Origin of the sequence: Neptuniibacter sp. (assembly GCF_024231755.1) — a bacterium.
Lineage (GTDB): Bacteria > Pseudomonadota > Gammaproteobacteria > Pseudomonadales > Balneatricaceae > Neptuniibacter.
On the sequence record NZ_JAAEQH010000105.1, the window covers coordinates 59389 to 85282 of the forward strand.

Sequence of the window (25894 nt, forward strand, 5' to 3'; positions counted from 1 at the left end):
CGGATATGATTAGCAATTATTCCGAACTGGATTTTGGTTTAGACGAAACCCATCAACTTCTGCGCGATCAAGTGCATCAGTTTGCGCAGAAAGAGCTCGCTCCCAGAGCTGCAGATATCGATAGTAATAACCAGTTCCCCATGGATATGTGGCCCAAGTTCGCTGATATGGGCCTGCTCGGTATTACTGTAGGAGAAGAGTACGGTGGGGCAGATATGGATTATCTAGCACAGGTAATCGCTATTGAAGAGATAAGCCGGGCTTCAGCGTCAGTTGCCCTCTCCTACGCAGTACATGCAAACCTTTGTGTTAATCACCTGTATCGAAACGGTAATGATGAACAGAAACAGAAGTATCTGCCTTCTCTTATTGAAGGAAGAACCATCGGAGCCCTCGCCATGTCAGAACCTAACGCAGGCTCTGATGTGGTATCAATGCAGTTAAACGCGAAAGACAAGGGAGATCACTTCCTACTCAATGGTAACAAGATGTGGATCACTAATGGTCCGGATGCCCATGTCTATACGGTATACGCAAAAACGGATCTTCATGCAGGAGCCAATGGAATTACCGCATTTATTGTTGAACGAGATTACCCCGGTTTCTCTCGTCATCAGAAATTAGACAAGCTGGGTATGCGTGGTTCAAATACATGTGAGCTAGTTTTCGAAGACTGCCCCGTACCCAAGGAGAATATCCTTGGTGAACTTAATCAAGGGGTAAAAGTATTAATGAGTGGCCTTGATTATGAACGGGTAGTCCTTGCTGCAGGGCCGTTAGGGATTATGCAAGCTGCCATGGATATAGCGCTTCCATACACAAGAGACAGGAAACAGTTTGGCAAATCAATAGGCGAGTTTGAATTGGTGCAGGGAAAACTAGCAGATATGTACAGTCGGATGAATGCAGCCCGTTCCTACCTCTATACCGTTGCCCGCTCAGCTGATGTTGGCAATATCAGCCGCAAAGATGCCGCAGGAGTCATACTATACTGCGCTGAATTGGCAACCCAGATTGCCCTTGATGCTATTCAGCTATTAGGTGGGAACGGCTATATAAATGAGTTCCCTTGTGGTCGTCTTTTACGTGATGCCAAACTCTATGAGATCGGGGCAGGTACATCTGAGATACGGCGTATGCTGATTGGCCGTGAGCTTTACCTGGCAAACTAGCTCACTTATTCGAATCAGGAGGCTGATGATGAGTATTATCGAAACCAGCATCAATCCACAAGACACCCTCTTCTGTGAACGCCAGAGCAAAATGTCCGCAGTGGTTGAACACCTGCAACAGACACTGCAAACAATTGAATCGGGTACTGATCCCAAGTATCAGAAACTCCATACCGATCGAGGCAAACTTCTGGTAAGAGATCGCATCCGCGAGCTTATTGATCCAGATAGTGGATTCTATGAACTCTCTCCTATGTGCGCCCATCAGGTTTACCCTGAGAAAGTCCCTTCAGCAGGCATTATCACGGGCATAGGTATGATCAACGGTATCCACTGTATGATTGTGGCTAACGATGCCACGGTAAAAGGTGGAACTTACTATCCTCTCACGGTTAAAAAGCATTTGAGAGCACAGGAAATAGCTGAGAAAAACCACCTACCCTGTATCTATCTGGTGGACTCCGGCGGCGCTAATCTCCCCTATCAGGCAGAAGTATTCCCGGATCGGGATCATTTTGGCCGTATTTTTTATAATCAAGCAAGGATGTCGGCTAAGGGTATCCCACAGATTGCTGTAGTTATGGGTTTATGTACTGCAGGGGGAGCCTATATTCCGGCCATGGCTGATGAAACTATCATCGTTAGAAATCAGGGGACAATCTTCCTTGCTGGCCCCCCACTAGTAAAAGCTGCTACGGGTGAAGTTGTTACCGCTGAAGAACTGGGTGGCGCAGAAGTTCATTGCCAGCAATCTGGCGTGGCTGATTATATTGCAGAGAATGACTCTGAAGCCCTGTCTATTGCCAGAGAGTGTGTTGCCCACCTTAATCTCTCCAAACTTCCCAAGCAACAACCCTTTTCTGATCCGCAATACCAAACCAATGAAATTTATGGGATAGCGGATACTGATCTAAAACAACCAATTAATACCCGAGAGATCATCGCTCGCTTGATAGATAACTCAGATTTTGATGAGTTCAAGCGGTTATACGGCACAACACTGGTCACAGGCTTTGCCAGGATAGAGGGCATGCCTGTAGGCATTATCGCTAATAACGGTATCCTGTTCAGTGAATCTGCCTTAAAGGGCTGCCAGTTCATACAGCTATGTTGCCAACGCAATATCCCGCTTCTGTTCCTGCAAAACATCACTGGTTTTATGGTGGGGCAAAAATATGAAAGTGAAGGTATCGCCAAACATGGCGCGAAAATGGTCACAGCCGTTTCCTGCGCAGAAGTACCCAAGATAACTATCATCATTGGCGGAAGCTTTGGTGCAGGGAACTACGGGATGTGTGGTCGGGCCTATGATCCTGATTTCCTCTGGTGCTGGCCTAATGCACGCATCTCAGTGATGGGCGGTACACAAGCAGCAAGTGTGTTAGCTAAGGTCCATGGTGACAACCGGATCAGACAGGGACTGGAATGGAACGATGAACTGGCCGTGGAGTACCAGCAACAGGTCATTGACGACTATGAACAACAAGGCCACCCCTATTATGCCAGTGCTCACCTATGGGATGACGGTGTCATTGACCCAGTAGATAGCCGAAAAATGATAGCTATGGCTCTTACTGTTAGTCAGTACAGATCAAGCAGAGACACCCATTTTGGTGTTTTCCGTATGTAATCTGGAACCAAGGAAACCACTATGAACACCTGTGTTTTTGTAACGGTTAGCAATGGCATCGCCGAATTACAGCTTAACCGGCCTGAGAAACGCAATGCCTTTGACGCTGAGATGATCCAGTTACTTAATACACATCTCTCTAAACTTGCTACCGATGATTCAATCAGAGTACTGGTACTTAGTGCTGAAGGCAGATGCTTTTCCTCTGGAGCAGACCTTAACTGGATGAAAAGAATGGCACGCTTCAGCCATAAAGAAAATATTGAAGATGCACAGAACTTGTCACAACTTATGCGTCTGCTCTATGAATTCCCTCATCCAACCATCGCACTGGTTCAAGGAGCAGCTTTCGGAGGGGCATTAGGCCTCATCAGTTGTTGCGATATCGCACTGGCGCTTAACGATACCTCCTTCTGCTTTAGCGAAACCCGACTGGGGATTATGCCAGCGGTTATTGCCCCCTATGTTATTGAGGCGATCGGGCTAAGAAAAACTAAGCACCTTTTTCTTACAGCCTTGCCCTTTGATGCGGCCGAGGCCAGATCAATAGGTTTAATAACCGAGAGTTTTAATAATCAAGAGGAGATGGAATTTAGAAAAAACAAGCTGATTAACTCGATCCTCACAAACAGCCCTCAAGCGTTACAGAAGACCAAATATTTACTTCAGGATATTGCTGAAAAACCCTTAGATGAGGAAACTCGCCAAATAACCATAGAAGCTATTGCTAAGATCCGTGTCAGCCCTGAAGGTCAGGAAGGCTTGCAGGCTTTTCTGGAAAAAAGAGCACCAAGCTGGTCCAATAAGTGACTGCTAAAAAGCCTCAGGAATTGCTATGTCCACCTCTTCTACCCCATCGCATAAGAACCTACCGCAAAAGGTACGTTTGGTTGAGGTGGGTCCCCGCGACGGTTTGCAAAATGAGCCCGAAGATAATCTGACAACTCAATTTAAAATTGAGCTGATTGACCAACTCAGTCGCTCCGGTCTGAAGCAGATTGAAGTTGCCAGTTTTGTCTCCCCCAAATGGGTACCGCAGATGGCGGATAGCGCAGAGGTACTCGATAAGATCACACGAAGAAGTGGCATCTCTTACGCAGCATTAACCCCAAACCACAAAGGGGTGCAAGCGGCGATACAAGGCAAAGCAGATCAGGTTGCTGTATTTAGTGCAGCTTCTGAAGAGTTCACCCAACGCAATATCAATTGTTCAATTGCTGAAAGCTTGCAACGCTTCGAATCCGCCATTGCAATTGCTAAACAACATAACCTGCCAGTACGCGGTTATATATCCACAGTAGTCGGTTGCCCCTACTCGGGAGATATCAATCCTGAACAAGTGGCCTCGGTATGTCGTGATCTTTTCGATATGGGTTGTTATGAGATATCACTGGGCGATACCGTCGGTATAGGTACTCCGCTAAAAGTTAAAAGAATGTTAGAAGCTGTAGCGCGTTATGTACCCATTACGCAGCTTGCCATGCACTTTCATGACACCTACGGTCAGGCTCTGGCAAATATCTATGCTGGACTGGAAGAATCCGTAACAGTGATTGACACTTCCATCGCTGGGCTAGGAGGCTGCCCTTATGCTCATGGAGCTTCGGGTAATGTGGCTACTGAAGATGTGCTCTATATGTTGGATGGCCTAGGTATTGAAACAGGAGTGGATCTGGACTCATTGGTAAAGGTCAGCCATTGGCTATGCCAAGAGTTAAACAGACCAAATGGCTCTAAAGTCAGTCTGGCTTATTCATCTGAAACTATTGATATATAGCTAACTCACGCAAAGCTCTGTCATGGTCTCTATCCTGAAGATACTCCAAGCGCTTTAGATGCTTTACGTATTGCTCGGGCAAGCCGGCTTGTTCTGCACCATGAATCACATGCTGACGATACCAGTGAAAAGGTTTCAGACTACGATCAATATGCAGAGCAACGTAGGTAGAAGCAACCAGAAACTGATCTGAAAACCTAACCTCCACCCTTTTCCGCTCATAACCCACACCACAGTCTTCAATTTCATCCAGAACAATCAAGTCGCTTTCTTCCAGCTTATACAACACTCCATAGATAGAATCATTGTTGTTACCTGTAAAGTGCGCGTCAGCTTTGGCCGAACCATCCCTGCCCCTTTTATGAAAGCGGAACTGGTGCTGGGATAAGCACCCTAGACCTAGCAGTTCTACGTTGGGTAAGCGATCAAGCAACCGTGGGTGGCTCATATTAGAACCATAAGCGAAATACAGCATACGAATTGATACAGCGTTAACTTCTCAGAATGAGTTTTCAGAGCAGTTACAGTATAGACAAACTGGAGCTAAGCTAAACTTTTCTATCTGTGAGTCTCACGCTACAAGACTCTTTAACATTAGCCCCGAGGTTTTAAACTCTTCTGGCGAGCTTTTTTACCGACAGATTTCTTCTTACCGGAAGTACTCTTACCTAACCCACCTTTTCCTGAAGAGTTTTTTCCTGGAGCGCTCTTCCCTGACGCACCACGCTGTTTTGACGACGGTCGCGAAGTTTTAGAAGAGCTCTGTTTTTTAGCAGGACCTGATCGGTCAGATCTTCTTTTATCTTTCCTATCTTGTGGTGCCTTTTCTTCAGGAATAAGACAGCTGTCACGTTCACCAATCAGATCCTTGTGCCCCATGCTAGGCAACACCTGCCTTAACAGCGGCCAGTTTTCCGGATCATGGTAACGCAGCAAAGCTTTCTGTATTTTACGTTGGTCACTGTTTTTAGGGGTGTAAAGCTTTTCACTCTTATAAGTCACCTTCTTCAGAGGGTTCTTATCAGAGTGGTACATCGCTGTAGCCAAGGACATAGGCGATGGGTAGAAGGTCTGAACCTGATCAACCTTGAATTCATTTGCCTTTAACCACTGGGCTAGCTTGACCATATCTTCATCTTCGCAGCCTGGGTGTGCTGCAATAAAGTATGGGATTAAATACTGTTTTTTGCCTGCTTCGCGAGAAAAGCGATCAAACATCTTTTTAAAGGCATCATAGGTTCCCATGCCCGGCTTCATCATCTTAGAGAGAGTGCCTTCTTCGCTATGCTCCGGAGCGATCTTCAGATACCCACCAACGTGATAGGTCACCAATTCGCGAACATATTCCGGATCTTCAACCGCAAGGTCATAACGTAATCCGGATGAGATGGAGACCGTATGCACCCCCTCTACCTTGCGTGCTTTGCGGTAAAGTTCTGTAGTTGGCTTATGATCCGTATCCAGATTCTTACAGATGGTGGGATAGACACAGGACAACTTACGGCACGATGCCTGAATTTCTGGATCATTGCAGTTGAGGTGATACATGTTTGAAGTAGGGCCACCCAGATCTGAGATAGCACCGGTAAACCCAGGAACCTTGTCCCGAATCTCCTCTATCTCATGCAGAACTGACTCGTGAGAGCGGCTCTGAATAATTCGCCCTTCATGTTCGGTGATAGAACAGAAGGTACAACCACCGAAACAACCACGCATGATATTGATCGAAAACTTGATCATGTCATAAGCTGGAATTTTCTCCTGCCCATAACGAGGATGAGGGATACGCTGATACGGAAGATCAAATACTTTATCCATCTCCGCTGTTTCCAATGGAACCGGGGGTGGATTAACCCACAGCTCACGATTGCCATGTTTCTGAACAAGAACACGTGCGTTATGTGGATTCGATTCCTGATGCAGCACTCGGGAGGCATGAGCATAAAGCGCAGGGTCTTTGGAAACCTTCTCAAACGATGGAAGACGGATGTAGGTTGTTTCAGGGAGTTTTTCTTTACCCTTCAGTGGCGCAGGAATAATCCTTAATGGTTGAGTCTCTTCACCTGTTTGATCTTTTTTGTCACAAGTTGCAGCGTCATGATACTCATAAGGGTTCGGCAGCTGATCAATATAACCAGGCCAGTCGATTCGAGAGGAATCAACCTCAATATAGTCACCAGGAAGCGATGACCTCAAAACTGCAGTACCACGAAGATCATCAATCTGCTCAATAGCTTCACCGGCAGCCAGACGGTGGGTCAATTCAACAATAGCCCGTTCAGCATTGCCGTACAGTAGAATATCAGCTGTTGCATCCATCAATACTGAGCGGCGAACTTTATCACTCCAGTAATCGTATTGCGCGATCCTACGTAAGCTTGCTTCGATACCACCCAGTACAACAGGCGTGTCCCGATATGCTTCTTTGCAGCGTTGACTATAGACAATGACTGCTCTGTCCGGGCGCTTACCCCCCTTTCCTCCCGGGGTGTAAGCATCATCATGCCGCATCCTTTTATCGGCGGTATAACGATTAATCAGGGAATCCATATTGCCGGCGGTGATACCAAAATACAGATTCGGCTCACCCAGCTCTTTAAAATCATCGGTATTAGTCCAGTCAGGTTGACTGATAATCCCAACGCGGTACCCCTGAGCTTCCAGAACCCGCCCCATCACTGCCATACCAAAACTCGGATGGTCCACGTAAGCATCACCGGTCACGATGATCACATCACAACTATCCCAACCCAGAGCTTCCATCTCTTTACGTGTCGTAGGCAGAAAAGGAGCCGGGCTATAACATTCTGCCCAGTATTTTGGATATGAGAAAAGATTTGGTGCAGTGCGTATCATGATCGATTCAGGTTTCTGAAAAAGTCTATTTTCCCAGAAACACTGTCTGAGGCACAGAAGAATTTTACGGAGGGGCTTTAAGCTATTGCTAGATGTGGATATTGCTAGCGATAAAAAAGGCCAGACAAAATTAATTGCCTGGCCTTTATCCAATAGGGAATGGATTAAATGTCTGCTACATCAAACTCTGCAACAGGATTCACATCCGCTTCATAATCAATAGATTCAATTCCAAAACCAAATAGCTTCAGGAACTCATCTTTGTACAACTGGTAGTCAGTCATATCAAACAGATTTTCAGAAGTCACCTGCGGCCAGATCTCACGGCAAGCATTCTGAACTTCATCTTTCAATTCCCAATCGTCCATGCGATAGCGATTTTTATCATCAATCTCTGCACTATCGCCATACAGGCCTGTCGCAAACAAGCGCTGAACCTGCTCCATACAACCTTCGTGAAGGCCTTGTTCACGCATCACTTTAAAGCACATCGCCAGATACAGCGGCATAACTGGAATAGCAGAGCTAGCCTGAGTAACTACAGACTTCAACACACCAATGTTTGCCTGCCCGCCTTTAGCCTGCAGCTTGCCATTGATCTCAGAAGCGGCACGATCCAGATCCTGTTTCGCTTTGCCCAAAGCGCCATCCCAATAGATCGGCCAAGTAATATCAGAACCGATGTAAGAGTAGGCAACAGACTTACAACCTTCAGCCAGAACCCCTGCATCTTCCAATGCATTCATCCACAGTTCCCAGTCTTCACCGCCCATTACCGTGACAGTAGCATCAATCTCTTCCTGGGTTGCAGGCTCAACTTCAGCATTAATGATCACATCTTTATTGGTGTCGATTGCTGTAGATTTATATGGTTCACCGATAGGCTTAAGGCAAGAACGAATCACTTCACCGGAATCTGGCATTTTACGAACCGGAGATGCCAGAGAATAAACAACCAGATCAACCTGACCCATATCTTCTTTGATCAGATCAATAGTTTTCGCTTTTGCTTCATGGGAGAACGCATCGCCATTCAAGCTTTTTGAGTATAAACCTGCAGCTTTTGCCTCTGCATCAAATGCTGCAGAGTTGTACCAACCTGCAGTACCCGCCTTACGCTCTGTACCCGGTTTTTCAAAGAACACACCAATAGTTGCCGCACCGCTACCGAAAGCCGCAGCAATTCGGGAGGAAAGCCCGTAACCACTGGAAGCACCAATTACCAGTACACGTTTTGGTCCATTTTCGATGGTGCCCTGCTTCTGAGTGTATTCAATCTGTTCACGAACATTGGCTGCACAGCCAGTTGGGTGAGTAGTAGTACAAATAAAGCCGCGAATTTTTGGTTTGATGATCATGGTTAAACGGGTCTCAAATCCATTAATGATGTAAAAATTAGCCCAGTAAGATACAGGATTTAGTGCAAATTTGACAGCGGACCGAGAACAACTAGAGACAAGTCGCACCGAAATAAATTCTTACGAATTGTTAACAGCAGTGTAAAGCCGTAGCTATACAGTCGGTGTTTTCGTTATTATCTCAGTTATTGAATTTATAAATAAGGAAACACCCCATGCAGGAACTTCACGGCTACTATCTTGAAGATCTGGAAGTAGGTATGAGCGATAGCTTTGCCAAAACAATTACTGATGCTGATGTGTGCCTGTTTGCAGGTATCTCCGGTGATACAAACCCTGTTCACATCAACGACGATTACGCTAAAACAACTATGTTCGAAAAGCGCATCGTACACGGTATGTTCAGTGCTGCTTTGATCTCAACCGTTGCAGGCACGAAACTGCCGGGGCCGGGTGCTATCTATGTAGATCAATCCCTTAAATTCCGTGCGCCTGTGTTTATTGGTGATACAGCTAAAGCGACACTAACAGTAACTGAAATCGATCAGCGTCGTCGACGTGTAAAGTGCAAAACCGATGTACATGTAGGCGATAAGTTAGTTGCTGCGGGTGAAGCAACCTTTATGGTTGATAAACGAGAAGCTTAATCTACACCGCGTATCCCATCTCTTCCCACAATTTACGCGAAGAGATGGGGACATTGACCAGAATAAATGACAATATAAATAGTTTCCCCTATTTCCATCCTCGCGCTGCATCATCTAAAGTCCTATCCTTAAATTTGAGCCTACTCAAATTTTCTTTAAAAAGTACTTTCTATTAAACGGTTTTATTGATGTCGGATAAGACAGAACTCACAGGTAATGCAGCAGAAGCCGAACGCTATCGGCTGATGTATGAACAGTCGACAGATATGCTGTCACGTCATACAGCTACACCTGAGTGGACTTTTATCGATGCCAGCCCTGCCTGCGAAAAAATTCTGGGTTATACAGTTGACGAATTAATAGGACTGTCCAGCTATGATCAAATGCATCCAGAAGATGCAAATAACCTTAAAAAACGGGCGAAATCAGTAAAGTACAGTAATGGTGTTTATACAAATCTACACCGGTATCGCCATAAAGATGGTCACTATCTCTGGCTAGAAACAACCAGCCGGACAATCCGTGACAATGATGGAAAAGCTCTAGAAGTAATCTGTGTTTCCCGGGACGTAACCGGCAGAGAGCTGGCAGAGCAAAGTACCCGACGTCTGGCCCGGGTAGTAGAAGCATCTTCAGACATGATTCTGTTCTGCGATCATCAGAATAAGCAGATCACTTATATGAATGAGTCGTGCTATCGAACGCTAGGCTTATCTAAACAAAGCAATACCACACGATTCCTGCAACAGTTTTTTATAAAAGGCCAATATGAAGATGTGGTAAGGCCTGCATTACAGGACGCAGCCGTATTCGGAAACTGGCTGGGAAGCATTCCAATGCGCCTTCCCACCTCCCTAAAGAAAAGAAGATACGCAGAAGTACGTGAAATTATCTGCCATCACAATAGCAACGAAAGCAACCAACCGTTGGTCGAGTATTACACCGTTATAGCCCGTGATATTACTGCGCAGAAGAAGGCTCAGGAAGCTGCCAAGAAACAGCTTCAGGAAATCACACACATGTCTCGATTCCTGTCTGTGGGTGAGATGGCAACCGGGCTTGCCCACGAGTTGAATCAACCGCTGGGAGCTATCATGAATTACTGCCGAGGCAGTAAACGGCGCCTTCAGGAACTGGATACTTCAGATGATCTTTCGGCGATTAAAGAGGCGATGGACCTAATTGCCAAGCAAGCAAAGCGCGCCTCTGAGATCATCAAACGCATGCGCAATTTTGTGCGTAAAACTGACTCTAAATACAGTTCATTTTCGATTAACAAAGCCTGTCAGGACGTTTGCGGTTTTCTAACTCAGGAAGCACGCGATAATGCCATTAGCTTTGAATTCAGCTTCAAAAAAGGCTTGCCTAATATCTATGCCGACAGGATTCAGATTGAACAGGTTCTGCTCAACATCATTCGTAACGCTATAGAAGCCTATACTAATACACAGAAAACGCTCAGACCGATTGCAATCACTACAACAAGAGAAAATGGTAGTATTGAGATCACTGTTACAGATGCTGCAAAAGGAATCCCGGAGGTTCAATTGAACTCTATTTTTGAACCCTTCCAGACATCAAAATCAAACGGATTAGGCATGGGCTTACCGATCTCCCGCTCGATAATTGAAAACCACGGCGGCCAATTATGGGCGCAAAGCGATGGGATCACAGGTACAGAATTTAAAATAAGATTACCCCTACAGGAACAAGCATGAGCACAAATAATAAAGGCACGGTATTTATTATCGATGATGATGATGACTTCCGGGAGTCTGTTACCTGGCTGCTACAATCTGAAGATCTTGAAACACAAGCTTTTGCTTCAGCCAAAACATTCCTGGATTACTACCAAGATGAGATAGGCTGCATTTTGCTTGATGTGAGGATGCCTGATATCAATGGGCTCTCTGCCCTACAGGTATTCAAAGAAAAGAAGATCAATATCCCTGTCATCATAATCTCAGGCCATGGAGATATTCCTATGGCAGTTAGTGCAATGAAACATGGCGCTAGCGACTTTATTGAGAAACCATTCGATGACGAGCATTTGCTAAAACTGGTTAACCAATGTTTAAGCAAAGCTGAAGAACAAGCCCAATCACAATCCTCCTCGCTACAGGTTCAACAGGTGTATGAACGCTTGAGTCGACGAGAAAAAGAGGTAATGACGCTTGTTGTAGAAGGCAAAGCAAACCGTGAAATTGCCGAGGAACTAGGCATCAGTCCGAAAACGGTGGAAGTACACCGTTCACGGGTCATGAACAAAATGGAAGCAGAAAGCCTGCCCGACCTAGTGAAGAAGTCTGCCATTCTTGAAGGAGCATAAGCTTAGAACAAATTGGCTTTTCCTGACCGAAATCAATATTTATTGCAGCCTTTTTAGACTTAGGTCGATTGCCAAGTTTTATTTTCACAGTAGAATTGCCCGCAAAATAAAAACAAGAAAAAGTAGAGAATGAAAAAGATACTTATCAGCGCCTGCATGCTAGGTGATAAGGTCCGCTATGATGGTGGCCATCATCTGATCGACAATCCAATTTTGAAGCGCTGGCAGCAGGAAGGACGCCTGGTCCCAATCTGCCCGGAGATAGCCGGTGGACTGCATACACCCCGCCCTCCTGCAGAAACTCAATGTAAGTTCCCAATTCTTATCACTACACGTGATGGTGAAGATGTCACACCTGAATACCTTTCAGGCGCGGAAAAAACGCTAGAGATAGCAAAGAGAGAGAACGTCTGCTGCGCCTTGATGAAAGCAAAAAGTCCATCGTGCGGTAATCAGCGCATCTTCGATGGTAATTTTACCGGCACCCTTGTTGAAGGTGCGGGTGTTGCTGCTTCAGAACTGATCCGTAATGGTATCCCTGTTTTTAACGAAAAGCAGCTAGCCGACCTCTTTGCTTTTATCGAAGATTCTGAAAGGATGTCTGCTTAATAGCATATCCATAACAGGGTTCTTTGATGGAACAGGAAATTCAGAACGAGCTGGAAACAATTACCCGGCTCACCAACATGGTTATCGATTTTTTCGTCAATTACAGCTTTCAGGTAATTGGTGCAATCATCATCTTCCTGCTGGGGCTTTTTGTAGCCAGATCACTGGCAAAGTTTGCACTTAAGCTATGTGAAAAACATAGCATAGACGTAACCCTCAGCCTGTTCATAGCCAGTACCGTTAAGCTCCTGATCATTGCCATGATACTGGTGATCTGCCTTGGTAAATTTGGTATCAGCGTGGCACCATTTGTTGCGGCAATTGGTGCTATTTCGCTAAGCGCCGGATTAGCCCTGCAAGGAGTTTTCTCTAACTACGGCGCAGGTTTCACAATTATACTAACCCGTCCTTTTGTTGTTGAAAATACCATAGAAATCAATGGGATATCGGGCATAGTTAAAGAAATTAAACTAGCTTACACGGTGCTCTCTACGGAAGATGGAGAGATGATCACGATACCCAACAAACATATTGTTGGAGAGGTGATCACCAACTCTTTCGAATATAAAGTAGTTGAGGCCTCTATCGGCATTAGTTACGACAGCGAACCGGAACAAGCTATTGAGCTTATCAGTCAATGCCTAGAGGGATTCGATGAAATACCAGAATCCCCTGCTCCCCAGATTGGTATCGAAGTATTCGCTGATTCATCGGTGAATATTGCTTACCGCTATTGGGTCCCGACAGAGCGTTTTTTTGAAGTACAATATCAGGTCAATCTGTCTGTTTTTAATGCATTAAAACAGGCCCAGATCGATATTCCATTCCCACAAAGAGAAGTAATGCTAAAGCAGGCCTGATTTTACTTGGCAGCACTCTAACAGCCCCCTACAATGTGGCGGTTTCGAAAAGAATTTTATTTGAGTTATCAACATGCGCACTAGCCAATACCTCATCTCCACCGTGAAAGAAACTCCATCTGATGCGGAAGTAATCAGCCACCAGCTGATGCTCCGTGCAGGATTGATCCGTAAAGTAGCATCTGGTTTGTATAACTGGCTGCCACTCGGCCTCCGTACTCTACGCAAAGTCGAGCGTATCGTCCGTGAAGAGATGGATAAGTCCGGTGCAATGGAAGTTCTCATGCCTGCGATCCAACCAGCAGAGCTTTGGGAAGAATCTGGCCGCTGGGAGCTTTATGGCCCGGAGCTGTTGCGTGTTAATGACCGCCACAACCGTGAATTCTGCGTTGGTCCTACTCATGAAGAGGTGATCACAGATCTGATTCGTCGCGAGATTAAGAGCTACAAGCAGCTTCCTGCAAACTTCTATCAGATCCAGACTAAATTCCGTGATGAAATCCGTCCTCGTTTTGGCGTGATGCGCTCCCGTGAATTCATCATGAAAGATGCCTACTCATTCCATGTTGGCCAGGAATCATTGCAGCAGACATACGATGTAATGCATCAGACCTACACCAATATCTTTAACCGCCTCGGCCTGGACTTCCGTCCGGTATTGGCTGACACAGGTTCAATCGGTGGTGCATCATCTCACGAGTTCCACGTTCTTGCTGATTCAGGTGAAGACGACATCGCATTCTCCAATGTAAGTGACTACGCAGCAAACGTAGAACTGGCAGAAGCGCTTGCCCCAGAAGGTGAACTAGCGGCGCCTACTGTAGAGATGACTACAGTGGATACGCCAAATGCAAAAACAATTGATGAGCTGGTAGAACAGTTTGACCAGCCGATCGAAAAAACAGTTAAAACTCTGATCGTAAAAGCGTCAGAAGAGTGTGCAGCTGAATTTGTAGCCCTACTGGTACGTGGCGATCACGAACTGAACGAGATCAAAGCAGAAAAACTGACTGATGTGGCTGAACCTCTTGAATTCGCGACTGAAGAAGAGATTCGTAAGCTAATTGGTGCAGGCCCTGGTTCTCTTGGCCCTGTAGGCCTTGAAATCCCTTGCATTATTGACCGCACAGTAGCGAAAACATCTGATTTCAGCGCAGGTGCAAACATCGATGGTAAGCATCTGTTTGGTATTAACTGGAATCGCGATGTAGACCTACCACAAGTTGCTGATCTACGTAATGTCGTTGGAGGTGACCCAAGCCCGTGCGGCGAAGGTACACTAGAGATCAAGCGCGGTATTGAAGTTGGTCATATCTTCCAACTAGGGCAGAAATACTCTGAAGCCCTAAAAGCAGAGGTACTGGATCAGAATGGTAAATCTGTAGTAATGGATATGGGTTGTTATGGTATTGGTGTTACCCGAGTAGTAGCGGCTGCAATAGAGCAGAACCATGACGACAATGGAATCATTTGGCCAGAAGCGATTGCACCATTCCATATTGCACTGGTTCCGCTGCAGTACGATAAATCAGAAGAAGTACGCAATCTGACTGATCAGCTGTATCAAGACCTGCAGCAAGCCGGTTATGATGTTCTGATGGATGACCGTGACAAGAAAACCAGCCCAGGAGTTAAGTTTGCCGATATGGAGCTTATGGGCATTCCACACCGTGTGGTTATCTCCCCTCGCGGTATCGAAGCAGGAACACTTGAATACAAGGGTCGTCGCCAGGAAGAGAAACAAGATATTAAGATTGATGAACTAATGCCTGTACTGGCAGAAAACATTAATCTGTAAAGATTAGGTCTTGAAAAAAAGCTCCGCATATGCGGAGCTTTTTTATGCACAAAGAAGAAGTAAAACGCCTAGGCCGTGGCTGTTTCCAGCATATGGATCAACATCGTTTTCAGTTTCAGTGGCTTAATTGGCTTATTCACTAACAGAAAACCATGATTTCTGATCTGCTGATTTAGCTCCTGACTGTAGTTAGCCGTAATCATCAATACAGGTAATGCCTCAAGAACTTCAGCTGTAACAACCTTTGCAGCATCCACACCGGTTTCATCATTATCCAAGTGATAATCAACAATCAACAGATCTACTGGATCTTCTTTAAAATCCACCTGACGCTGCAGATCCTCCAATGACAACGCAGGGATTACGTTACATCCCCAGCCACTGAGCAGTGTATCCATGCCTCTACAGATCGCTTCATCATTATCGATAAGCCAGATATTAGCTCCACTCAACCTTTCAGTGATCATAGGAATGGTAGGACCAGAGACCTCAACCGGAGCAATAGCCTCACCAATTGGAACCTCTACAGAAAATACTGAGCCCTTCCCTTCTACGGACTCAACACCAATCTCATGCCCAAGGACGCTAGAAATTTTATCTACAATTGCCAGCCCCAAACCCAAACCTTTTTCCTGGCCGGGCTGATCTTTCTTCAAGCGCTTAAACTCCTGAAAGATCTCTGTAAGCTTTTCCGCTGGTATTCCACTGCCTGTATCCCAAACTTGTATCAGCAGCTTATCTCCGCGACGGCGGCAACCTAGTAGTATTTTCCCTTGTTTGGTGTAGCGAATAGCATTGGTAAGGAAGTTTCTTAAAATACGCGCAAGAAGCTGAGAGTCTGATCTGACAACGGTTTGACTGTTCACACAGCGGAAATCAAGCCCCTCAGCATTAGCTAACTGTTTAAACTCCGCCGATAAAGTCTCAAACAAGCTATTGATTCCGAAAGAGATAATATCTGCTTTTACTACCCCAGCATCCAGCTTGGATATATCAACCAAAGTTCTTAACAATGACTCAACATCATCCAGAGAATTAGATACAGAATGAGCCAGTGTACGGTGCCCTTCGTCTTGAATTTTTTCAGACAACGCGCCGGAGAACAATCGGGCAGCATTCAGCGGCTGCAATAGATCATGACTAACTGCCGCCAGGAATTTTGTTTTCGATAAGTTAGCCCGATCAGCCTCCAACTTAGCCTCACGTAATCGAGCCTCAACCCCTGCACGTTCCTCGATCTCAGAAACTAACTGTTCATTCAGTTCGGTCAGCTCAGATGTACGCTCCTCGACCCTTTGTTCAAGTAGTTGATGGGATAGCTTTAACGCTTCCGCAGACCGTCTACGCTCAGTAATATCCCTGATCATTACAAAGAAACCATTCGGATTACCTTGTTGATCGATATTAGCGACGTAGGATTTCAACATATAGCGTTGCTCACCCTGTGCGTTGGTCTGCCAGACCTCAAATGTGACATTCTCACCAGAGAGTGCGCGATCAAGATAAGGTTTGAGCTCGTCATACTGCTCTTGGGTATAAGCAGCATAAATGCTCTGCCCGTCTAATTCTCCATCGCTTTTGCCAAACCACTGTTCATATACTTTATTAGCAAATCGATAATGAAGATCCGGATCAAGATAGGCGATCAATGCTGGAACGTTATCGGTGATTAAACGAATCCATTGTTCATTTTGACGCAGGGTTTCTGCGTATTTATGTCGTTCAGTGATATCAGTATAGGTGTTTACAAAACCACCCTGAGGCATCGGATGGGTACGTACCTCAATCACCTGACCAGCCTCGCCGCGCTGCTCAGAAGCCAATACCTCTCCCTGCTGCGCAGCAGTTAATGCATGCTGAAGGATTGCATGGTTATCCAACATCAGAGCAGCAAACGGTGGATGAGATTCAACTTGGGAGTCTTCAACACCGGTCAAATCCAGGAAGCGGTCGTTCCATAGTTCTACCGTGCCCTCCGGATTAACCAATACAACCCCTTGTGAAAGGTTATCTACGGTCCGCTGCAACTGTTCTGTTTTCTGGGCAAGCTCATGTTCTCGCTGAGCAGTTTCACGCTCTTTCAGCGCAGTGATATCTGTGTACAGGATTACCAGACCGCCATCCTGAGTAGGACGCTCGCTCATCTGAACCCAACGGCCATCAGCCAAACGGTAGACTGTACTACCCAGATTAGAAGACGCTGGGTATTCTTCGGCTATAAGACCACTTTCTCTAGCTAAGCGGGTGATATCCTGAATTGTTGTGCCGGTTTCAATACGGAGCCCTGTTGACTCCCAGACATTACTAAATTTGCTATTAAACAGTACGATTTGGCGTTCTTCATCGAACAGCACAAATGCATCAGAGATACTCTCAATCGCATCAATCAGGCGCTGGTTTGCCAACGCGGCCTGTTCGTTAGCTTGCTTCAAAGCCCGGTGACTGACCTTCAATTCGGAGAGCACCGCATTAAGGGCTTCTGTACGTTCACGCACCTGCTCAGCAAGCACAACTGAATGTTCAAAAGCTGAATATGGATTGGCGCCCCCTTGAACACCGCCCGACTCAACACGCTCAACCAAAACTGTGTTGATCTTTTTAAGCTTTTTATTTTCGTACTCAAGCGCTTCTATTCTTTCCAGAAGTTCTTGCTGCTTTTCCAACGAGAGCTCAGACATCGAATGCTCAGCCATCAAGATTTCTCCCGATCGCTACCCCAGTGAAAGTCTGGTTTACGTGCATACCCGCAATCTGCTCACCATAAGCATTAAACCCAACCACATGGTTCTGTCTTAATATTTCCGATACAGAATCACGGTTGCCTAACAGGTCGCATTCAAGACGTCGAAGAAAACAATCACAACCGATTATCAATTGTGGCTCACCTATTTTCTTACGAATATCATCCAGCTTGAGCACAAGGTCAGAGGTCATCTCCCCGGGCTCCATAAGCGTAAGAACGATCCCTCTTTCCACTGCGCAGTAGAATTTAAGGCTAAGATCGTCGTTAACCTTCTGTATAGATCGCACAAAATACTCATCGCCAATCTTTACTGCGATTGGGTTAAGTGCAAATACTTCATGATTGAGATCTTCAACAGTAAGCCCTATCGCCCTCGCATACTCTTTTGCGGCTGGCTCAGCATTAAGCTCATAAACACTTCTGTTCTCTGCATCCGCTTCAGTTACGATCAGCTTTTCACCCTTACTGTGCATATGGTGGGTGCTGAATACTTCAAAGTCATAATGAGTGTTAACCAACATTACAACAGCGGCATCATTACGGAAGCGTCCATTATAGAAAACGTGGGTTTTAGAAAGATGTACATCGTCTCCGGCTGATCCGCCAAAGTTAGGAATACTGCCCAAAGCTGAGTTAAGCGTCACCAGAACATTCTCTTCCTGAATGGAAAGACCATCTAGTAGAGTTAAAGCAAAGGTGTTTCCCTTGATTGGTGCGATTTCATGCCTACGACAGCCACCGATTAACTGCTCCACAACCATCTGTGCATCCGTCAGGCAAAAGCCATCCAGGCATTCGATAAGAACGGCCTCAACAGCAAAGGCACTTTTCGCAAAACCGATAGCAGTAATACAACCTTTGCCATATCCCTGAGTCGTAATCTCTCCAGCAGTTGTACAACCGGCTATAGGAAGATCTTTAAAATTATCGGTCAAAGCTTCAGCGAGCTTATCAAGGTCATATTCTGCAGAGCAGAAAAACAGGACGAAATTAATATCCGGGTGGTTAAGCTGCTGCTTCAACTCAGCAGCAGCCTGATATGAATCGGTACTAAAAGAAAAGGCGGTCTTGAAGGTAGATGTATCGCTCACTTAACTTCCCCGGGCAGCATTTCAAATCATTCTAAGACTAGTGGACTGACACAAAAATACTACTAACGACCCCATTTTTACTCACTTGGAAGCGTTAATAGCAATCGCAGACAACTGTAGTGATTCATGTAGTGAACGATTAAGAAGATTACTGTGTTCACAACTGGAGAATATGGGTAAGAAGAGCTCTGAGCTTACCCGGTTTAACAGGTTTATTAAGTACCGGCAGACCTAATTCCCTGAACAGCTGACGACATTCAGTACTACGATCAGCGGTAAGCACAACGGCAGGGATATCTAATCCAAAGAACTCCCTCAAATTCATGACAGCATCCGTACCCAGCAGGTCATTATCAAGGTGATAGTCAGCTAGAATAACTTCAGGTACAAACTGCGCCTCGGCACATACAAACTGTGCTTCATTCTCAGAGGCTGCTATCTGAACATTACAGCCCCACTGAGATAACAAGGCCTGCATACTCACACGTATGTTTTCCTCGTTATCAATAACCAACACGGGAAGCTGGTTAAGAAGATCGGGCAGCTGCGGCTCCACACAGGGGATAATGCGGCTTTGTTTAAGGGACTGCGCCATTGGCACTTCAACAGCAAACATAGATCCCTTACCCTCAACTGAGTGAACCACCAATTTGTGGTCCAGCATATTCGCAATACGTTCCACAATAGCCAAGCCCAGGCCGACACCCTGACGATCTTTAGCGCTATGATTTTCCAACTGCTGGAACTCTTTGAAGATATCCCCCAGTTTATCCTCAGGGATACCCGCACCTGTATCCCAGACTTCAATACGCACCTTATCGCCCATACGACGACAACCGATCAATACCCTTCCCTGCTCGGTATAACGGATCGCATTACTGATAAAGTTCCGAATAATACGCAGCAGAAGACGAGAGTCACTTTTCACAGTAAGAGAACTAAGCTGAGATTTGAGAATAAGCCCTTTATTCTCTGCCACAGGCTGGAACTCGCCAGCCATTGAGATCAGAAGCTGCTTTAAGTGAAACTCATTGATATCTGGCTTAACTGCCTGCTGATCAAGCTTAGAAATATCCAAAAGATCGGTTAACAGATCTTCCGCATTCTCTAAAGCAAGATGCACACGCTCAACAAGATGGGAATCCTGCTCCTGCAGCTCTCTCTCCCTTAGCGCTGCGATCAGCAGCCTTGCTGCGTTCATCGGCTGAAGGAGATCATGACTAGCCGCAGCAAGGTATTTATCTTTACTTTTGTTAGCATGCTCTGCTACTTCTTTAGCAACTTTCAGTTCTTTCTGAATCTGCTCGCGTTCAGAGATCTCCTGCCAGAGCTTATCGTTCAGTGAGACAAGTTCAGCGGTTCTTGCCTCAACCCTCTCTTCCAGCTCCTCATTGAGCTGTTTTAGTTTATCCTGGGTTCGTTTACGTTCGGTGATATCCTGAATGAATGCTTCGACAACCGGGGTACCATCAGGCATCTCCTTTAGCAGCGCATTCATTGAGACATTGATGCACTCTCCGTCTCGTCGCAGAAACATAGTTTCATAGCCAAACACCTTGCCATAAGTACTTAACTGACGCTGAAACTCTTTATAGTCATCTGGGCAGCAGAAAAGCTGTTGATCAATAGATGTTATTGAAGAGGTAAAGCTTTCTAGTGAAGGGTAACCACAGATAGCAACAATAGCTGGGTTCGCTGAAAGAATGCGACCATCCAGCTCAGACTGAAATATTCCATGAAGTGCATTTTCGAAGATCCATTTATAACGGTTCTTTTCCTCTTCAAGCTCATCAAGTTTGCTCACCAGCTCAGGATAATAACTTTTACGTGTTGAATGGTTTCCCAATCCAATCAGGCTGGTGATTGCATCTTCATGATTATCAGAGTGCTTCTTCATAGACCGCTTCTACGTCACGCTTGTTCGATTTCCGTGGGTTGGTGAGTATACATGGATCAAGCAGCGCATGGTGGGAAAGCATAGGAATATCTGTAATATGGACGCCACTTTCGGCAAGCTTTTGACTCAACCCAACTTCCGTTTTCAGGTTTATCACCTGATCCATTAACCGTTTCTGAAGCTGAATAGTAGAAAGCCCACGACTATCGATATTCAAAGTATCGGCAACAACCTTAAAGCGATCTTCTGCTTCCTTAAAGTTGTAATCAATAACATGCTCCAAGAGCATTGCATTACATAGACCATGAGGCAGATCCAGATAGCCACCTAGGCTATGCGACATAGCATGTACCGCACCAAGAATAGCATTCGAAAATGCCAAACCTGCTTTCATCGATCCAAGCATTATCTGCTCACGCAACTCGATATCTGCAGGGTTTTTAACAAGAGCAACAATATTATCGTTAATCAGCCGCATCGCATCCAACGCATGCATATCTGTCAGCGGGCCTGAACCAGTGGAGACAAAAGCTTCAATCGCATGCACTAAAGCATCAACGCCAGTGCAAGCACTGAGAAAGGGATCCATGGTCATTGTAGTTTCAGGATCGATCAAAGCGACATCTGGCACCACAGCCTTACTGACAATCGATATTTTTACCTTTTCAACAGGATCAGAAATAATCGCAAACTGGGAAACGTCGGCGGAAGTGCCTGCAGTGGTCGGGATGAACACCAGAGGAGGAATAGGCATATCAATAGTATCTATGCCTTCGTAATCCAGAATATGCTTGCCATTCGCACTGACAATCCCAATGCCCTTAGCGCAATCCATTGGGCTACCGCCTCCGACTGCAATAATAACGTTGCAGTTGTGTTCCCGGTAAACCTCCGCCCCTTTCATTACCTCTTCAGCACGAGGGTTTGGCGATACCTCTGTAAAAATGACATGTTCAATATCATCTTCGGACAAAAGATCGGATATGTCCTGAAGCCAGCCTGCCTCAACAACCCCAGGGTCAGAAACAAGCAACACCTTACGCGCGCCAAAGGTTTTCGCATAATTAGAGACAGACTTACGCGCTCCCACACCAAAAATAATTTCAGGGGAAACGAACTTTCTCAGATTTGAAATGTCACTACTCATCAATACAACTCTGAACAACAGTTAATACTAGTTTTTATAGAACTGCTGTATTGTTTATTATTTTTATACAACTACCACTGATTCTATCCTAGGCAGTTGTTTTGGCCTAATTCATGTAAAGAATGTGCAACATAAATATCATATAATAATGAAAGATCAGCATAACGCATTTGCGTAAAAAATCACAACTTCAGTACTACTCCCAGAAGCAAAACTTTTGCACTCATCCCTCTAGGCATTTAGATCACCCCCAACAGTAGAAAAAGCACAACAGCACTAAGGTGCAAACACAAACCACCCATTGCAGAATACTGACATTCAGGACAGTTACTGATAATCGCCTCATCGTTTAACAAAACAAAATTCCGTAAATCGGGGGCGACATGAAAAATAATAAGGCTAAGCTGCTTGCTGCAGCAGTAGCAATGGGCATTAGCGCACAGGCTAGCGCAGCTATCGAACTGTACAACCAGAATGACACTACATTCTCTGTTGACGGTTACTTCAACACTTTCTACGTAAACTCCAGTGTTGATTCAGATGCTCTGGGTGATTCAGACCAGTCTCGTGTAAGAATGGGCTTCCTGCCTAACTACATCGGCTTCAACTTCGGTAAGCAGATTGATGACATCAAACTGGGCGGTCGCTCCTCTTTCTGGGTAACAATTAACGACTCCGACGTTCAGCGTGGTGGCGGTGCACCTGGCGGTCACGCTAGCGGCACTCTAGGCACACAGTCTGGTATCGATGTTCGTCAGTTCTACGGTACAATTGATGGTGACTTTGGTCAGATCCTGATTGGTAAAGATTTCGGTCTATTCGGTCGCAGCGTAATCCTGGGCGACGAACTTCTGATCGGTTACGGTCAGTCTTCTGACACCCTAGGTCTGATCGATGGCGGCAACGTATCTTTCGGTAACATCGCATCTGGTTACCTGTACCCGTTCCCTAAAGCACAGATCACATACCGCACTCCAGCTTCTAACGGTTTCCAGGCTGCAGTTGGCATCATGGACCCTAACAAGCAGCTGGCAGACTCTTCTTCTGAAGAATCTGCACCACGTTTTGAAGCAGAACTTACTTTCAGCACTGAAGTTGCTGGCGGTTCCTTCTCTGCAAACCTGAGCGGTATGACTCAGTCTTCTGACTCCAGCACTGAAGATATCGATTCTTCTGGTTTCGCTGGTGGCGTTAAGTTCAAAACTGGTGGACTAGCACTGGGGCTATCCGCATACGATGCTGAAGGTGTTGGCACTGTAGCAGGCCTGGACACTCTGATCGTTTCTGAAGAAAACGAAGTTGAAGGCTACCTGGCTCAGGCCTCTTACACTTCCGGCCCGGCTCGTTTCGTAGTTTCTTACGGTGAATCTGAAAGCGAAAACGACGGCCTACTAGGCGGCGGCGCTGACACTGAATACGAAAATACTGCACTTGGTATTTTCTACACAGTAAACAGCAACCTGATTCTTGTTGGCGAGTACAACAAAACAGAAGTTACTTTGAACGGTGCTGACTTCGAAGAAACTGACACTATCGCACTGGGTGCTGTAGTAACTTTCTAATCTCGAATTAGAGATGTCGTAAGACATATTGGCCGCTACTCTGCCCCCCTTCATCAGAGTAGCGGCCTTTCTTTTTCTACAAGCCACAAGCTACAAGCCACAAGCCACAAGCCACAAGCCACAAGCCACAAGCCACAAGCCACAAAACAGCTTAAATCCCCCCACCAACAGAACAAGCTCTCCAATCGGATAACACCTCCGATCCGGACTAAGCTTTAAGCCCCACTCCTAAAGTATTAGACAAAATCATTCTGTTGCAGAGCAGCAAGAACTCTTTAATTTTCAGATAATTAACATATTGAAAGACTGGATCAGTTCTTCACATCCACTCTGGCATTCTGAGTGTCTTTCTAAGAGCTCTAACCGTCGTACTTCGCCTGCTTACAAAGCAGGCTTTTTTTTGCCTGTAGGAGGCCACCCTGTGGCCGAACCCCAACCAACAGCTCAGCGCCGCACATCGCTCACGGGGTTAGCTCCTACAGATAGGCTCCTAACCTTCAATCACCTTCTGATAGAATTCCAATTCTTGCCTTAGAACCCTAACCTGGTTTTCCGCCTTCCTGAAACCATGCGCCTCATCAGGGAAAAACACTGATTCAACTATCTGGTCTTTAGCTTTTAATTTCTTAATCATGACGCAGGTTTGCTCTGGTACAACCACCCTATCATTATCGCCTTGAAAGAAGATCACAGGGCAATCGATCTGCTCTACCTTATTCACTGGACTATATTGCGCGTAACGCGCCTGATCGCTCTCTACGTCACCTATTAACCAATCCAGATAACAGGATTCAAATTTATGAGTCACCTTTCCCAACTCAGCCGGATCGGTTACACCATATAAGCTTGCACCACCTGCAAACATATTCAGATCACACAGAGCATTGAGGGCGCTATAGCCACCCGAACTGTTTCCACGAATAAACAGAGCCTCTGGATCCACTAAATCCGCCTCAACCAAAGATTCAACACTTTGTTTGATGTCATTAATTTCAAGCTCACCCCAATGGTGCTGTAGCTGCATACGATACTCACGACCGTAACCACTACTTCCTTTGTAATTAAGATCGAGCACAGCGAAACCACGTTGCGTCCAGTACTGAATTTTAAGGTTAAAGGCTGGGTAGGTGCAGGCAGTAGGCCCCCCATGCAAGAACACCACTAGCGGAGCTTTCTGCTCCTCCAAATAGGCCGAATTGGTAGCAGGATAAAAGTAACCATAACTCTTATCCTCTTGACCAAATGTCATTGCTACTGGTTTTGAAATTTCAGCGCCGGCCAATGGAGATGTGATTTTAATTATCTCGCTTATTTCCTTTCCATCTTTGGAAATAGAAAGAATTTGCGGCAGTTTAGATGGACCCGCAGCAACGCAATAAACCCTGCTTTTAGATGCCGCCAAAGATCTGAAATAGGTGAATCCTTGCGGAGTTATATCATGCTCACCCCAGCGCAATCGTGCTCCGGAATGCCGTTGCTCCACCCAAACACATTCACCATCAATTACAACGTAACTATTCAAGCCGGATTGCCAGGGCGCAGGCATAACATCAGCATCCACATCAAGATGCTCTATAACACTGCCCGCTAGAGAGCACTTATATATATTCCAGTACCCTGATCTATCAGAGATAAACCACAATAGATCATCCGCTATAAAACAAGGCTGAGATAACGCTTCATCACCATCACCGCCAGCGGCAATGTCACAAACAACTATAGCCCCGCGCTCATCTAAACGCGCCAGATTAAGGAGAGTACTGGTCCATGGCTGTTCGGGGTGGTTCCAGCCAATAAAAGCCAAACCGTCTCCTGCGTCTGAAATAGCCGGATAGGCATAGAAATCATATTTCTGGTGCAGGATATCTATTGAACCAGAATCCAGATTCACAGCCACAAGCCGGTTAATAACTCCTTGCTCTGTATGTACCTCCTGAACAGCTATCAACCGATCTCGTTTCTTATCCCAGACAGGCTCAATAAACCGGGCACTATCAATATCTGTTAATTGAATGGGCACTTCTTGAACTGTAGCTGATTGAATATATAACTGCTGGTCAGATCCATTTACAAAAACCAGTTTTTCACCAAGGAGAGCCCAGCTTCGCCCACCATACTCATGAACTTTGCTCTGAACACTATAATGACTGTCTATCAACTCATAAAGCTCACCTTCAGCAAAACGACACAGAACACTACGCCCCTGCTGATCCGGTCGCTGTTCAACCCAATATAATCCTCCATTAGCAGAGTACTCAAGTTGACTAAAATCCTTTGAAGCACTAATCGCCTGCTCTTCAGAGAGATTAGATCTCCAGAAACCTGGTTTTGTATTTGTCATAAACAACCAATAAAAAAGGGATCAAATTGATCCCTATTATTCTTTTTTAAACACCAAATATACAAGAGGTCACATCA

The 25894-nt window shown here is 45.6% G+C and carries 19 protein-coding genes; 11 read left to right on the plus strand and 8 right to left on the minus strand.

Annotated features, from left to right (window positions below; genetic code table 11):
- Positions 1-5: 5 nt before the first annotated feature.
- Genes GY843_RS05325 through GY843_RS05340 form a run of 4 tightly spaced genes read left to right on the plus strand, consistent with a single transcriptional unit; the run spans position 6 to position 4579 of the window.
- Positions 6-1172: an isovaleryl-CoA dehydrogenase gene (locus GY843_RS05325; protein ID WP_297307254.1), complete on the plus strand. Its 1167-nt coding sequence runs from the start codon at positions 6-8 to the stop codon at positions 1170-1172.
- Positions 1173-1200: 28 nt separating this feature from the next.
- Entirely contained in the window at positions 1201-2802 is a 1602-nt protein-coding gene (locus GY843_RS05330; RefSeq protein ID WP_297307292.1) for a carboxyl transferase domain-containing protein, read from the plus strand.
- A gap of 21 nt (positions 2803-2823) precedes the next feature.
- The gene (locus tag GY843_RS05335; protein WP_297307256.1) at positions 2824-3612 is read left to right on the plus strand and encodes an enoyl-CoA hydratase-related protein; all 789 of its coding nucleotides are present in this window, start codon (positions 2824-2826) and stop codon (positions 3610-3612) included.
- A 25-nt stretch (positions 3613-3637) separates the two neighbouring features.
- Positions 3638-4579: a hydroxymethylglutaryl-CoA lyase gene (locus GY843_RS05340; protein ID WP_297307258.1), complete on the plus strand. Its 942-nt coding sequence runs from the start codon at positions 3638-3640 to the stop codon at positions 4577-4579.
- Here GY843_RS05340 and GY843_RS05345 read toward each other — a convergent pair.
- The 3 genes from GY843_RS05345 to fabV form a co-directional block, all read right to left on the minus strand.
- A complete protein-coding gene (locus GY843_RS05345; RefSeq protein WP_297307260.1) occupies positions 4566-5054 on the minus strand; it encodes a gamma-glutamylcyclotransferase family protein in 489 nt (162 codons plus the stop codon). The two genes, GY843_RS05340 and GY843_RS05345, sit on opposite strands and share 14 nt — an antisense overlap.
- 119 nt (positions 5055-5173) lie before the next feature.
- Positions 5174-7435 (minus strand): YgiQ family radical SAM protein, encoded by a 2262-nt coding sequence (locus GY843_RS05350; protein ID WP_297307262.1) that lies wholly within the window; start codon positions 7433-7435, stop codon positions 5174-5176.
- 164 nt (positions 7436-7599) lie between these two features.
- Positions 7600-8793 (minus strand): enoyl-ACP reductase FabV, encoded by a 1194-nt coding sequence (fabV, locus tag GY843_RS05355; protein ID WP_297307263.1) that lies wholly within the window; start codon positions 8791-8793, stop codon positions 7600-7602.
- A 215-nt stretch (positions 8794-9008) separates the two neighbouring features.
- Here fabV and GY843_RS05360 point away from each other — a divergent pair, with 215 nt between their 5' ends.
- From GY843_RS05360 to GY843_RS05385, 6 genes are all read left to right on the plus strand, one after another.
- Positions 9009-9440 (plus strand): MaoC family dehydratase, encoded by a 432-nt coding sequence (locus tag GY843_RS05360; RefSeq protein ID WP_297307265.1) that lies wholly within the window; start codon positions 9009-9011, stop codon positions 9438-9440.
- A gap of 188 nt (positions 9441-9628) precedes the next feature.
- Positions 9629-11158: a PAS domain-containing sensor histidine kinase gene (locus GY843_RS05365; protein WP_297307267.1), complete on the plus strand. Its 1530-nt coding sequence runs from the start codon at positions 9629-9631 to the stop codon at positions 11156-11158.
- Positions 11155-11769 carry a sigma-70 family RNA polymerase sigma factor gene (locus GY843_RS05370; protein WP_297307269.1) on the plus strand — a complete coding sequence of 205 codons (615 nt, stop codon included), beginning with the start codon at positions 11155-11157 and terminating at the stop codon, positions 11767-11769. Before GY843_RS05365 ends, GY843_RS05370 begins: the two co-directional genes overlap by 4 nt.
- A 129-nt stretch (positions 11770-11898) precedes the next feature.
- Positions 11899-12378 carry a DUF523 domain-containing protein gene (locus GY843_RS05375; RefSeq protein ID WP_297307271.1) on the plus strand — a complete coding sequence of 160 codons (480 nt, stop codon included), beginning with the start codon at positions 11899-11901 and terminating at the stop codon, positions 12376-12378.
- A gap of 26 nt (positions 12379-12404) precedes the next feature.
- Positions 12405-13238: a mechanosensitive ion channel family protein gene (locus GY843_RS05380; protein WP_297307273.1), complete on the plus strand. Its 834-nt coding sequence runs from the start codon at positions 12405-12407 to the stop codon at positions 13236-13238.
- Positions 13239-13311: 73 nt separating this feature from the next.
- Positions 13312-15036, plus strand: coding sequence for a proline--tRNA ligase (locus tag GY843_RS05385; protein WP_297307275.1), 1725 nt, complete (start codon positions 13312-13314; stop codon positions 15034-15036).
- Positions 15037-15104: 68 nt separating this feature from the next.
- Here the strand turns inward: GY843_RS05385 and GY843_RS05390 are convergent, their stop codons facing one another.
- The 4 genes from GY843_RS05390 to ercA all read right to left on the minus strand — a co-directional run bounded on the left by GY843_RS05390 (position 15105) and on the right by ercA (position 21914).
- Positions 15105-17729, minus strand: coding sequence for a NahK/ErcS family hybrid sensor histidine kinase/response regulator (locus tag GY843_RS05390; RefSeq protein WP_297307276.1), 2625 nt, complete (start codon positions 17727-17729; stop codon positions 15105-15107).
- Positions 17722-18870, minus strand: coding sequence for a nitric oxide-sensing protein NosP (gene nosP / locus GY843_RS05395; RefSeq protein ID WP_297307278.1), 1149 nt, complete (start codon positions 18868-18870; stop codon positions 17722-17724). Before nosP ends, GY843_RS05390 begins: the two co-directional genes overlap by 8 nt.
- Before the next feature lie 157 nt (positions 18871-19027).
- Positions 19028-20767 (minus strand): NahK/ErcS family hybrid sensor histidine kinase/response regulator, encoded by a 1740-nt coding sequence (locus GY843_RS05400; protein WP_297307280.1) that lies wholly within the window; start codon positions 20765-20767, stop codon positions 19028-19030.
- Positions 20751-21914, minus strand: coding sequence for an alcohol dehydrogenase-like regulatory protein ErcA (gene ercA / locus GY843_RS05405; RefSeq protein ID WP_297307282.1), 1164 nt, complete (start codon positions 21912-21914; stop codon positions 20751-20753). Before ercA ends, GY843_RS05400 begins: the two co-directional genes overlap by 17 nt.
- A gap of 383 nt (positions 21915-22297) precedes the next feature.
- On the opposite strand from ercA, the gene GY843_RS05410 reads away from it, so the two are divergent.
- On the plus strand, positions 22298-23476 hold the full coding sequence (locus GY843_RS05410; protein ID WP_297307284.1) for a porin: 1179 nt from the start codon (positions 22298-22300) through the stop codon (positions 23474-23476).
- 490 nt (positions 23477-23966) lie between these two features.
- Here the strand turns inward: GY843_RS05410 and GY843_RS05415 are convergent, their stop codons facing one another.
- Positions 23967-25817 (minus strand): prolyl oligopeptidase family serine peptidase, encoded by a 1851-nt coding sequence (locus tag GY843_RS05415; protein WP_297307286.1) that lies wholly within the window; start codon positions 25815-25817, stop codon positions 23967-23969.
- Positions 25818-25894: the final 77 nt, after the last annotated feature.